Here is a 14,842-nt window from a genome sequence, read left to right as displayed (position 1 = left end):
TGAAATTATGATATAATAAGTTGCAATTATATTAATAAATTATCTTATGCTATTTCCTGTTTAAATAGCGGGCTGGTTTTTGGGGATATAATTATGGAAATATTCTTTTTAAGATAATAAATCAATTTTGAGTATGGAAAAATAATCATCACTTAAATTATTATAAAAATCACTGTTTTTTCATATTTAAATTGAATATTTCTTTCAAGGAAAAATTTAAAATGATGATCTGGACTGTAAAATTTAGATTATCAAAAAATTAAAAATAAGCAATTACAAAAGTGAAAGTCTATGAAAATTGAATAACAGCAATATTTTCGGTAAAGATTTTTTTTAGAAAGGGGGAAAAATCAAAACCTAGAAATATTAAACTTGCTGGAATTTTCAAACTTTTACAAATAACTAAAAAAAATAAAAGGAGATAACAATGACAAACAACTTATTAAATTTAAAAAAGGATTTGAAATCGTTTGCGAAAAGATGTAAAGACTTTAAGTACACTGATTCGGCTTTGCTTGCATTTTTATTAAGTGGAATGTTAATTTCAACTGGACAAGTGTTTGCAGAAACTGTGACAAACTCACAGATTAATAATCAAGTTAGTCAGATTAACACTTCAATAAATCAGATGCAGACAGATTTTAAACGTGCAAGAGCTGAAAATAACAAGCTGATTAAAGATACAAACTTGGAATTAACTCAGTTAATGGAACAAGGAGATCACGTTACAAAATCTCCATGGAGCAGCTGGCAATTTGGAGTCAATGGTTTTTACAGCGACTGGCATGGAACTTATAAAGGTAAAGGAAACAAAATCAGCAACATCATTTACAAAAGAGATCAAACTTTAAACAAATACATCGCAAAACCAGTAAGTGAAAAAAATGCCAATAACACAACACTCTTAGGATTTGCCTACGAGCCAAATGCTGAAATACCAATAAGTGCATCAATAACACCAAAATCAATATCAAAAGTAAATCCGAATATTCAAAAGAATGTAACGATTGCTGGGTTGCCATCGTTTGAACCAAGGGTAGTGAAAGAGCCATTAGCTCCTAGTGCTCCAAAGGCACCTAGTATTGGTTCGTTTAGTTTTAATTTAACAGGTCAATCAAACGGTAATGGATCAAGTTACACTGCTTTTTCTAGTACATTGCTTAATGGTGCTATTGAAAGTGTTGCTTCAGGAGATGGGAATTTTAATATTATTAGAAATTCTAATGGAACAATGCAGTATGAATTTAATACATATAGTGGAACATCTCCATGGGGAAGTCTTAGTGGAGATATTACAACCACTCCTTGGATAAATAAATCAGGAACTGGAACAACAAGAAGTTTTCTTGGATTTCAAAAACTTGTTATCGGAACAGGTTTGACAAATACAAATAATGTCCTTACAAATATTCATAGTTTTATTGATGGAACAAATCCAGTTGTTAAAGAATTTGTCCATATGGATCATCATGGTCATACATCAAATGGAACAGTAGCAATTGCAGGTTTGACTTCAGCAACTTTAGATCCAACTTGGAATACAAATGTAACTAGTGGATCAACTCAAATAGCAATTTTGAAGGCTTATAAGGATGTTGTAAATAATGTAAATGGAACAACTATTCAAAATAATAAAAAAACTACTTCTAATTCGGGATTGTTTGCTTGGATAAATAGTGGTAGAATAGTAATGGAAGGAAGAAATAATGCGGTAACTAATAACTATGATCATAATAATGCAGAAGATTCAAAGTCAGTCGCAATAAATACTGGAGAAATATTAATCCAACCATATTATGACGGAACAAATTATATTGAAACTCAAAATGCTATTTTTAGTTTATCAAATGATAGTAATGATAGAACTCTAGAAAGACATCACGCAATTTCTTATAATGGAAGTACAGGAACTATTGATTTGTGGACTAATAAATCAGCATATTTTATAAATGCTGCAGGTAATGGTGGAACTTGGCAAATGAATGGTCAAACAGTTGGAAATAATGTACCTGTAAGTTTAGTTAATAGAGGAATTATTAATTTATATGGAGAAGGTAGTGTAGGGACATTTTTCTTGTATCCTACAAGAACTGATTTACAATTTGTAGAAGAAGGATTTACTTTTGATGCGGTAAATAATAAACCAAATGACAAAACACCAGGAACACCATACCAATATAAACCATTAACTATTTATGGAGATTCAAGTGTTGGTTATTACGAAAGTAGTACAGTTGGACAGAATCAATATTCAAAAACAGAAGGGAATCTTGCGATTAATATAGGAGCCTCTGGAGTAGGTAATCAGAATTTTGTAACGAAAAATACGACTTCTGTACCTACATCAAGTGGAAAGGAAACAAATGGAGTTGAAATTACTGCTGCTATGAATCATGATGTAAACCCAACAGATACTGTACTTAATCCTTATAATTCAGATCCTGAGTTAAATAAACATCCTGAATATATTAGAAATAGTTTTGGTATTCTTTCAAATTCTGCAATTAATTTGACGAGTCATCAAATTGAAATCTTTGATAAAACAGAATCTAATGTTGGGGTAATGCCAAATGCAAATGTTTTACTTGATTTAGGTGGAGGAAATATAGAACTTAAAGGTGGAAATAGTAATATAGGAATTTATGTTGTAGATAAATATACAAATGGAGGGACAACTGTTACTCCAGGAGGAGCTGTAAAATCTACAGGAGATGTTAAATTAGATGGAGGAAAAGGAAACTTGGCAATTTATGCTAAAGGTTCAAATCGTCCTTCAGTAGTTTCAGAAACTGTAAGTGTAAGAAAAGTAACATCAAATAATACTGAAAATTCAGTTGCTATTTTTGCATCCGATGATCAAGGAGTATCAGATGGTTCAATAGTGAAAGTAACAGGTGGAATTGAAGTTAAAAATGCTACAGTTTCAGCAAATCCAACAATAGCAGGACAAGAAAATGCAGGAGCTGTTTATGCAACTGGTAAAGATACATCTGTAAATATAGATATGCCAGCTATTTCACCAGCAACAACGCCTGCAACACCAACAACACCTAATATTGAAGTAAAAGGGAAAGAAATTGTAACAATTGATCCTGTGACAGGTGCAATTACAGGAACAGGTAATTATACAGGATTTGGATTATATGCTGGAAGAGGAGCACAAATTAGTGCAAAATATAATAATATTAAAGTTGAAGATGGAGGAACTGCAGTTGCATCAGTAGGAAGCGATGGAACAAATGCTTCTAATATTGATTTATCAGGAACTGCTACTAATCCAGGAAGTACAGTAGAATATAAAGGTAAAGGGTATGCATTATTTTCTAAAGATGGAGGAAAGATTGATTTATCTTATGGTACTTTAACATTAAGAGGAGAAGCTACTGGATATTCAAGAGATGTAACAGCCGCAACACCTTTAATTACTTTGACTGATACTAAACTTAATGTATTTTCAAATGATGTAATTGTAGCAAATTTAACAGGTGTAAATACGTTTAATACAAATAATTCATATATAAATGGTAATCCATCAAATACAATAGGAACTTATATACCAATAACAAAAATTACTAATACAGAAGGTGGAACAACTTATAATGGATATAAATATACTGTATTTGATGATATTGATGTAAATGTTGACAGTAATATTGATAAGGCAGATACAACAGGAGCAGGAGGAACAACTCCATCAGACAGTTATATTTTTACAAGAAGATTGCAATTGCAAAATTCTAGAATAAATGTACTTTCAGGAAATACTGTAAAAGCTCATCTTAATACAACAGAGATTAATGATATAAACTCTAAATTAACAGTACCTGTAGGGCTTGATATAAGTGCCAGCGGAAATTCTAAAAATAATACAACAACAGCTATAAATGTTCAGAATGGTTCCACAATTTCAGTTGATAGAACAGACAGTGGAAATGGTGGAGTTGGAGCTTATGTAAACTACGGAAAAGTACATAATGAAGGAAAGATTGAAGTTGAAAAGACAACGCCAAATGATCATGCAGTGGGGATTTATGCTACAAATGGAACAGAAGTGAATAATGACACTACTGGAACAGTTGAAGTTGGTGGTAAAGACAGTATTGGTATTCTTGGGCTTTCTTATAGAATAGATAGTAAAGGTAATGTTGTATATGAAAAATTTGGAACAACAGGAACTACAAAACCAGCATTAATTAGTGATAAAATTGGACTTGTTGATGTTAAGAATAGTGGTAAGATTACTCTTGATGGGGATAATTCTTTAGGGATTTATGCTAAGAATAATTCGCTTGATGCTGCTGGAACAAATGCAGATTATTTGAGAGATAGCATTACTTATACAAATGCTGCTAATGATGGTGAAATTACTATGACAGGCAAGAATGCTATTGGTATGATTATTGAAGGTGGAATTGCAACTAATGATACGAAAGGTAAGATTACTATAAGCGGGCAAGAAGGTGTTGCGATGTATGGAACTGCTATTACAGGAGCAGGAATGGCAGGTCATACTCCAGGTAAAATACATTCAGAACTTAATAATAAAGGAACGATTGATCTTGCAGATACAACAACATCTACACCGATAATTGGTATGTTTACGAATGATGCAGATACTGACATATATACATCAGGAACAATCAATGTTGGTAAGAAATCTTATGGGATTTATGGAGCTTCAAACAAGGTAGAGATGTCAAATGGCACAATAAATGTTGGAGATGATGGAGTAGGAATATTTGCTACAGGTTCATCTGATTCAGAAGCAGGATCAATACATTCAGATGTAAATCTTACAGGCGGAACAATTAATGTTGGTAATAATCAGGCAGTAGGGGTATTTATTGCAGATGATGCGACAAATCCTTTGAAAACAACTGTTTATAATACTGGAACTAATATGACTGTTGGAACTAATGCATTTGGTTATGTTGTGGATTCAAAGACTGGAACAGAACTTAACCTTGGAGCAAATTCATCAGGGGCTACAAATACATTGACTGCTTCAATTGGAACAGATTCAGTATATGCTTATACAAATGATAAAACTGGATCGGTATTCAGTAATACTAATATTACAACAACTGGTGGAAAATCTTATGGGATTTATGCGGCTGGAGAAGCTGTGAATTATGGAACGATTGACTTGACTGGCGGTACTGGAAATGTTGGTATTTATTCAACAGGAACAAGCGCATCAGGAGCTGGTGCAACTAACCGTGGGGTAATCAATGTTGGTTCAACTAATGTGGCTAGCAAGGAATACGGAATTGGTATGGCAACAGGATATTATAATGAAACTACAGGAGCTATTTCAAATGAAGGGCTTATTGAAAATAGAGGAACTATTAATGTGCTTCATGAAAACTCAATAGGTATGTATGCTGTTGGAAGCGGTTCAAAGGCAATAAACCATGCAGGCGCAACAATTGATATTTCTGGTAAAAATGCGACTGGTATGTATATTGACCAAGGAGCTGAAGGTATTAACTACGGAACTATTAAGTCGACAGGATCGGCTAAAGGAATTAAAGGGGTTGCTACTGTAAACGGAGGATATATTAAGAACTATGGAACTATTTCGATTACTTCACCTGATGGTATAGGAATTTATCAAGATGCAGCATCTGCACTTTCACAAAAGAATGTTCCAGGAAATGTAAGCGGAACAAAAGCAAATGTATATTCTGCAACTTCTACTGATCAGAAATACATAGTTACTCCTAAAGGAACTCTGCTTATTCAAAATCCGCCAAAAACTCCAAGATTGACAGTTAATGGAAGAGAAGTGGAACTTACAGGACTTGATACAAATACAGCTAGTCCGACACCATCGTATGTAACGGCAGGAGCAACAACACTTGACTTGTCATTGCCGCAATTTGCAGACTTCAAAAATTCTGTTTCAAATGCACAGGCAACAGAGTTAGGAATGTATGTCGATACTTCAGGAGTAAACTACACACATCCTATTGAAGGATTGAGTAATTTAGTTGGTCTTGATAACATAAACTTGATTATTGGTACAGAAGCATCTAAATATACTGATGCTAAAGCAATAGAAATAGGTTCAAATATAATCAAGCCATATAACGATGTAATATCTTCGCTTACTACGACAGGAACAACATTGAATATTAATTCTGCAGGATTAACTTGGCTTGCTCAGCCTTTACAAGGAACATCAACACCAATTGAAAAATTGTATATGATAAAGATACCTTATACTTTCTTTACAAGTGAAAAGGATGAAAATTCATATAATTTCCTAGATGGACTTGAACAAAGATACGGAGTGGAAGGTTTAGGAACAAGAGAAAGACAAATATTTGATAAACTTAATGGAATAGGTAAAGGTGAAACTGAATTATTCACACAGGCAGTTGACGAAATGAAAGGTCATCAATATTCAAATATTCAACAAAGAATAAATGCTACTGGAAATGCCTTGGATAAGGAATTTAGATATTTGAGACACGAATGGAGAAATCCTTCTAAGCAAAATAACAAGATTAAAGCATTTGGATTGAGAGATGAGTACAATACTGATACGGCAGGAGTTATTGACTATACAAGCAATGCCTATGGTGTGGCTTATGTTCATGAAGATGAAAAAATCAGAATGGGTAACTCAAGCGGATGGTATGCTGGAGCTGTAACAAACAGATTTAGATTCAAAGATATTGGAAAATCAAGAGAACAGCAAACAATGCTGAAACTTGGAGTATTCAAGACAATGTCGCCAAAAGGAGATCATAACGGAGCATTGCAATGGACAATCGGTGGAGATGTATTTGCTGGAATTAATAACATGAAACGTAAATTCTGGGTAGTTGATGATACATTTGAAGCGAAATCTACATACCATACTTATGGAGCCGCTCTTAAAAATGAACTTGGCTATGACATAAGAATGAGCGAAAGAACTCATTTGAGACCTTATGGAGCATTGAAGATGGAATATGGAAGATTTGACGATGTAAAGGAAGATTCAGGACAAATGAGATTGGAAGTTAAAGGAAACGACTACTTCTCAGTTAAGCCTGAAGCAGGTTTAGAATTTAAATATGTTCAGCCATTGGCAGTAAGAACTAATTTGACAGTTGGGCTTACAGCGGCTTATGAAAATGAGCTTGGAAAACTGCAAAATGGAAATCAGGCAAGAGTAAGATACACAACAGCAGGATGGTATAACCTCGAAAAAGAAAAAGAGGATAGAAGAGGAAACGGTAAATTTGATCTTAACATTGGAATTGACAATACAAGATTTGGTGTTACGGTAAATGCTAGATATGACACTAAAGGAAGCAATATTAGAGGTGGAATTGGATTTAGAGCGATTTACTAGTAGTTTTCAAAATTTGTTAAATTGTAAGTAATAAAAAAATCGGAAGAGAAATTGACTTCCGGTTTTTTTTTCTTCTTTGTTTTGTTGCTAACAATAGATATGTTCGATAACTTGAGATTTTTTATTAATACGCAATTAATAAAACATTATTTTTTAAATAAATTTTTAAAAAACACTTGTTTTTTTTTTTTTTTTTGATATAATGTAATAAGGAAGTATTCTTTTTGAAGTAATAAATAAATTTTGAACATGGAAAAATAATCATCGCTTAAATCATTAGAGAAATCACTATTTTTTTGTGTTTAAATTGAATATTGCTTTCAAAAAAACTTTTAGATGATGATCTGAAATATAAAATTTAGATTGTCAAAAAAATTAAAAATAGGCAATTACAAAAGTGAAAGGCTATGAAAATTGGATAACAGCAGTATTTGCGGTAAAGATTTTTTTTGCTGGAAAGGGAGAAAAATAAAAACCTGGAAATATTATGCTTTTTGGAATTTTAAAACTTTTGTGAATGTCTAAAAAACAAAAGGAGATAGTAATGACAAACAATTTATTGAATTTGAAAAAAGATTTAAAATCATTTGCAAAAAAATGTAAAGATTTTAAATATACTGATTCAGCTTTACTTACATTTTTATTAAATGGAATGTTAATTTCAACTGGGGAAATGTTTGCAGAAACTGTAACAAAATCGCAGATTAATAATCAAGTTAGTCAGATTAATACCTCAATAAACCAGATGCGGACAGATTTTAAGCGTGCAAGAGCTGAAAATAACAAACTGATTAAAGATACAAACTTGGAATTAACTCAGTTAATGGAACAAGGGGATCATGTGACAAAATCTCCATGGAGCAGTTGGCAATTTGGAATCAATGATTTTTATAACGATTGGCATGGGACTTATAAAGGAAAGGGCGACAAGAAAGCCAGTTATGTTTTTGAAAGAGATAAATCATTAGTAAACAGAAGCAGCTACCCAGGAAGAATCGAAACCCAATACGGAGCAACAACATTAGGATTAGTAAGAGAGCCAAACGCCGCAATGGATGTATCTGCAGGATTGACTCCAAAAAGTGTAAACAAAATTGCACCTAGGTTCACAGTCCAAGGAGCAGGAGGAGGAGTTCCTAATTTTACAACTAGAACGGTAAAGGCACCAGATGCACCAGATACTCCAGTAAGTCCTAGTATAACTGTAAATCAAGCACCAGTAATAACGTTTCAGGCAGAAGGATTTGGGCAAGATAGACAAGCAATGTTGCATGGTTCGCAAGGTATACACCTAATGAACTTTTCTAGCTATGCGGCTACAGGAACTGCAACTTTTGATGTAGCAGATAATAGTTCAATTCTTAGTTCAGGGTCAGTAGCTTATGATCCTGGAAATTTAGGAACATTAACTATGAGTCCAGGAGTTACTGCATTTCCCCATCCAGTAATACCTGCTGGAACAATAACAGCTGGAGATACTACGAATTATTTTATGAATGCAGTTTTTAGTCATGTAGTTCCCACGAATGCTACTATGACAGGAAATTATGTTGTAAATTCAACAGCAAGTCATAATATATTATTCATAAGTGTAAATCCTTATGATTATTATGAAACACCAGGAGATAAAACTTTTAGTTTTCAAGGAAATGTAACATTAAATAGTGGAAGAAGTTCATTAGTTGGTATAGAACATCAATTACTAAATGGAGATGGTGGAGGTACTAGCAATCCTGTTAATCAAGTTGTTTCGACTGTAGAAAATAATGGTACTATAACATTAGGTAATGGACAGAATATGATAGGTATGATGCTGGATACAGAATATTATGGAAGTCCAGCAAATTATAAATTTGCTCAACCGCCTCAAACTAATAATAATGGAACAATAATTATCAGCAGTAATGCTTCAAATAGTGTTGGGTTTGATTATGGATATTATGTTCCAACAGCAAGTGGAGTAGGTCCAAACGGTACTGTTAAAATTGGAAACATAGTAGTAAATGGAAGTAGTAATTATGGATACAGACAAAAAGATTACAAAACATCAAATAATGCTACTCCATACTATGATGATATGGGAACAGTTAGAAGTGGTGGTGGAACGATAACTGTAAATGGAAACGATAATGTAGGAATGGCTATTTTCCAAGGAAAAACTTCTGGTGATCCTATAAGTAATTTTCAAAATATAAATATTACAGTAAATGGAAGTAACAACGTAGGATTTTTAAGAGGAGCTTCAGGGGATCCAAATACTAACGAAATAACTTTGGATTCTACAAAACTTGGAACAATAAAATTTGGAGGAGATCTTACTCATGGTTCGGCAGATATTGCTGTAGGAACTAATAATGCCTTAATTAGAAGTGAAAAAAATAAAATAAAATTGGATACAGCAATTACTACAGGAACTTTAGATCCTACCCCTGCTTCATCTACTCCACCTGCAGCTGCACAAAACTCAATATTACAGGCTGTTAAAGATGCTCAAGTTGAAACTACTGCAAATGGTAAGATAACAGTTACTAAAGGATATAAGGTGTATGGAGTTACTGCTGGATTTGATGCAGGAGGTAGTGGAGCTAGTTTAACTACTGCTGGAGATATTGATATGAATGCTAGAGAAAGTATTGGACTTGCGGTAAGCATTGGTAGTATAGGAACTAATACTGCGACAAATGTAAAATTAACAGGTAAGAAGAATACTGCTATTTATAACTTAGGAACATTTAACCAAAAAGGAAATATTACTGTTGATGGGGAAAAATCTAACGGTATCTTTAATAAAGGATCGTTTACTTTAACAGGTAATACCACTATCGCAGCAATTAATGGAGCAAATGGGCTTTATAACTCAACTGGAGGAAGTTTTGCAAATCCAGATAAATTGACAATAAATGTAACGGATACGACTAAAAAAGGAGTTGGAGTTTTCTCGGATTCAGATGTTACACTTAATGGTATCAAGGTTAACGTAACTGGTGGAGCTTCAGCAGTTGTTGCGGATACAAAAAAAATAACTTTGAATAATAATTCAAAAATTTCTTATGATGGTGAAGGTTATGCACTTTATACGTTAAATGGCGGTAAAATTGATATGACTGGCTCTAATTTGAAACTTTCTGGAAAAGCAGTTGGATTTTCTGTTGATGGGTCAACTGGAAGTTATGTATCAGGGGTAACATTTGGAACAGGTTCAACAGTTGATATTCTTTCAGATGATGTGATTCTTATGGGTGTAAGAAATCCTTTATCATTGAATTTAAGTAACTTTGACACTACATTGTTTGGTGCTGCTGGCGGGTTGACAAGTGCTATGATTAATGCGACTACTGCTCCAAATTATAAATTGGCTGTAATTGACGGGTTGAATGGAGGAAAATCATTTACTTTAGACAGTGACCCTTCAAGTTCAGATGGAAGTTATGATAAGAGCTTGGCTGTAAGTACGCCTGCCTCACAAAGTTATAAGTATGCTAGAAACTTGCTGATTCAAAAGAGTATTTTGGATGTAAATACTGATGTGAAGGCTGTATTAAATTCAGCAGATGCAAATACTGTTAAGGGAGTTGCTTCAGGTGCACCAGTTATTGGGCTTGATATTAGTTCAAGTTCTGGAGCCGCATCTAATGCAGAAACAGGAATTAATGTAAATGGAAAGACTATAACGGCTGATAGAACTGATTCAGGTAATGGTGCGATTGGGCTATATACAAACTTTGGTAAGATTAATATTAATAACGGTACTTTGAATGTTGAAACTGATACTACTAATACTGTTAATGATCAGGCTGTTGGAGTTTATGCTGTAAATGGATCAGAAGTTAATAATAATGGCGGAAATATTAATGTTGGCGGTAAAAATTCTATTGGTATCTTAGGGCTTGCATATAGGGAAGACTCTGCAGGAACTGTAATTGGTAATGAATTTGGATCTGCTAATGAAGGAAAAGCGACTATAAATAACAATGGAAATATTACAATGGACGGAAAAGAAGCCAAGGGAGTATTTATTAAGAATAACGGTACTTCATCTGTAGCTGACAATGTTGCTAATAACTTATCAAATGGTGTAATTACAATGTCTGGAGCAGATTCGGTTGGAATGTATGCTGACAAGGCTACGCTTAATAATCATGGTAAAATTGATTTGCAGGCAGGAACTAATGGTAAGATAGGTATGTATGGAATTAATGGATCTGATATTACGAACCATTCAGATGGGCAAATTATAGTTGGAGATTCTGCTATTTCAGCAGCAACTGATGTTCCTAATATTGGTATGTATACATCTGAAAGCAATTTGCTGAAAAACTATGGAACTATAGATATTAAAGAAAATTCTTATGGAATTTATGGAGAAAATATTCAAGCCTTTGGTACTTCTAAGATTAAGGTTGGTAAAAATGGAGTAGGAATATTTGCTAAAGGGACATCTGGAACAGGAACAGTAACATTGGATGCAGGTTCTGAAATTACAACAAGCGCAAGTGCAAAAGATAAGGAAGCAGTTGGAGTATTTACAGCAGGAACGAATCCAGTAAATATTAATGACAATGGTTCAAAAATGGATCTTAAGGACTGGACATTTGGATATGTTATAAAAGCGCCAGGAACATTGACTACAAATGGAAGTTCAACTGTAACATTGGATAATGAAGCTGTTTATGCATATTCTGACAATGATTCTTCAGTAATTAATAACTATGCTCCAATTAAAGCGACTGGAGATAGAAACTATGGAATTTATTCATCAGGTACAGTTGACAACTATGGAAATATGGATCTGAAATCTGGAAATGGTGTAGGTAATATCGGTATTTATTCAACAAAAGGAGTTGCAACAAACTGGGCAACTATTGATACTGGTAAAACTAATAAAACTACAAAATCGTATGGAATTGGTATGGCAACTGGTTATTACGATGGAGCAGTTTCTAGAAACCAAGGAACTGTTATAAATAAGGGAACAATCAATGTTACTGAAGATAACAGCATTGGAATGTATGCTGTTGGAGCTGGTTCAAAAGCGATAAACGATCATGGAGCGACAATTAACCTTAGCGGTAAAAATACAATTGGTATGTATATAGATCAAGGTGCTGAAGGTGAAAATTACGGAACAATTGTAGGAAATGGTGACAGTATAAAAGGGGTTGTTGCAGCGAACCAAGGTAAATTTAAAAACTATGGAACAATTCAAATTACTGGAAATAGAGGTATTGGTATTTATACTGATAAAGGTGTAGTGTCTGCAGATGGTGTAGATGGGCCTGGCGCTTCAAATACAGGTTCGTTTAAAGCTGTATATGAATCTTCTCCAACTGATGAAAAAGTTGAAGGTGGAGTAACTATAAAGGTTCCGCCAAAGGCAACACCTGTGACAGTTACAATAAATGGAAAAGCAGTTGAAATAACAGGAGTTGATACAAATGCAACACCATCATCTGTAAATGCAACTGAAGCGACAGTTACATCACCTTCAGGAGTCACAGTATTAGACCTTGCAAAATCAGGATTCTTGAATTTTGAATCAAATCCTTCTGCAACAAGTATCGGAATGTATGTTGATACATCTGGAATAAAATATACAAATCCTATTCAAGGATTAAGCAATCTTGCAGGACTTACAGATATTAACATGTACTTTGGAACAGAAGCTGCCAGATACACAAATGCAAGAGCAATAGAATTAGGAGATAATATTATAAAACCGTATAATGATGCGCTTGCAACAGTAGTTTCCACAGGAACTGTATTAAATACTAATTCAAGCAGCTTAACTTGGCTGGCAATACCAACAAAATCATCAGTTACAGGACTTTATGATAAGGTTTACCTAGTAAAAGTTCCATATACAGATTTTGTAAGTGCAAAAGATCCAAATACGTATAATTTCCTAGATGGGCTTGAACAAAGATACGGTGTTGAAGGACTTGGCACTAGAGAAAAGGAACTGTTTAACAAATTAAATGATCTTGGAAAAGGTGAACAGCATATTTTCACACAGGCAGTTGATGAAATGAAAGGTCATCAATATGCTAATATTCAACAAAGAACCAATGCTACTGGAAATGCCTTGGATAAGGAATTTAGCTATTTGAGAAACGAATGGAGAAATCCGACTAAGCAAAATAACAAGATTAAAGCATTTGGATTAAGAGATGAATATAATACTGACACAGCTGGAATTATCGATTATAAGAGCAATGCCTACGGAGTGGCTTATGTTCACGAGGATGAAAAAGTTAGAATGGGTAACTCAAGCGGATGGTATGCTGGGGCTGTAACAAACAGATTTAGATTCAAGGATTTAGGAAAATCTAAAGAAGATCAGACAATGGTTAAACTTGGAGTATTCAAGACAATGTCGCCAAAAGGAGATCACAATGGAGCATTGCAATGGACAATCGGCGGAGATGTATTTGCTGGAATTAATAACATGAAACGTAAATTCTGGGTAGTTGATGATACATTTGAAGCGAAATCTACATACCATACTTATGGAGCCGCTCTTAAAAATGAACTTGGCTATGACATAAGAATGAGCGAAAGAACCCATTTAAGACCTTATGGAGCATTGAAGATGGAATATGGAAGATTTAACGATGTGAAGGAAGATTCAGGACAAATGAGATTGGAAGTTAAAGGAAACGACTACTTCTCAGTTAAGCCTGAAGCAGGTTTAGAATTTAAATATGTTCAGCCATTGGCAGTAAGAACTAATTTGACAGTTGGGCTTACAGCGGCTTATGAAAATGAACTTGGAAAACTGCAAAATGGAAATCAGGCAAGAGTAAGATACACAACAGCAGGATGGTATAATCTTGAAAAAGAAAAAGAAGATAGAAGAGGAAACGGTAAATTTGACCTTAATATCGGAGTTGACAACACAAGATTTGGTGTAACGGTAAATGCTGGATATGACACTAAAGGAAGCAACATTAGAGGTGGAATCGGATTTAGAGCGATTTACTAGTAGTTTTCAAAATTTATTAAATTGTAAGTAATAAAAAAATCGGAAGAGAAATTGACTTCCGGTTTTTTTTCTTCTTTGTTTTGTTGCTAACAATAGATATGTTCGATAACTTGAGATTTTTTATTAATACGCAATTAATAAAATATTATTTTTTGAATAATTTTATGGAAAGTACTTGCTTTTTTTTTTTTGATATAATACAATAAAGAAATGTTCTTTTTGAGATAATAAATCAAGTTTAAATATGGAAAAATAATCATCGCTTAAATCATTAGAAAAATCACTATTTTTTTGTGTTTAAATTGAATATTGCTTTCAAAAAAACTTTTAGATGATGATCTGAAATGTAAAATTTAGATTGTCAAGAAAATTAAAAATAGGCAATTGCAAAAGTGAAAGGCTATGAAAATTGGATAACGGCAGTATTTTTGGTAAAGATTTTTTTGCTGGAAAGGGAGAAAAATAAAAACCTGGAGATATTATGCTTTTGGAATTTTAAAACTTTTGTGAAT

2 protein-coding genes are annotated in these 14,842 nt (G+C 33.5%); both read left to right on the top strand.

Going from position 1 to position 14,842, the window contains the following annotated elements; all coding sequences use genetic code 11:
- Positions 1 to 427 precede the first annotated feature (427 nt).
- Positions 428 to 7,348 (top strand): autotransporter-associated N-terminal domain-containing protein, encoded by a 6,921-nt coding sequence (locus HW276_RS06560; protein WP_178937875.1) that lies wholly within the window; start codon positions 428 to 430, stop codon positions 7,346 to 7,348.
- A gap of 544 nt (positions 7,349 to 7,892) precedes the next feature.
- Positions 7,893 to 14,330, top strand: a complete 6,438-nt coding sequence (locus HW276_RS06555; protein WP_178937874.1) for an autotransporter-associated N-terminal domain-containing protein — start codon at positions 7,893 to 7,895, stop codon at positions 14,328 to 14,330.
- The last annotated feature ends 512 nt before the right edge of the window (positions 14,331 to 14,842 follow it).

This window comes from Leptotrichia sp. oral taxon 417, assembly GCF_013394865.1.
Lineage (GTDB): Bacteria > Fusobacteriota > Fusobacteriia > Fusobacteriales > Leptotrichiaceae > Leptotrichia > Leptotrichia wadei_A.
This window is presented reverse-complemented; position numbering and strand designations above follow the sequence as displayed.

Excerpts from the sequence above, each read along its gene's own strand:
- HW276_RS06560 (WP_178937875.1), top strand. The coding sequence starts at position 428 with ATGACAAACAACTTATTAAATTTAAAAAAGGATTTGAAATCGTTTGCG.
- HW276_RS06555 (WP_178937874.1), top strand. The coding sequence starts at position 7,893 with ATGACAAACAATTTATTGAATTTGAAAAAAGATTTAAAATCATTTGCA.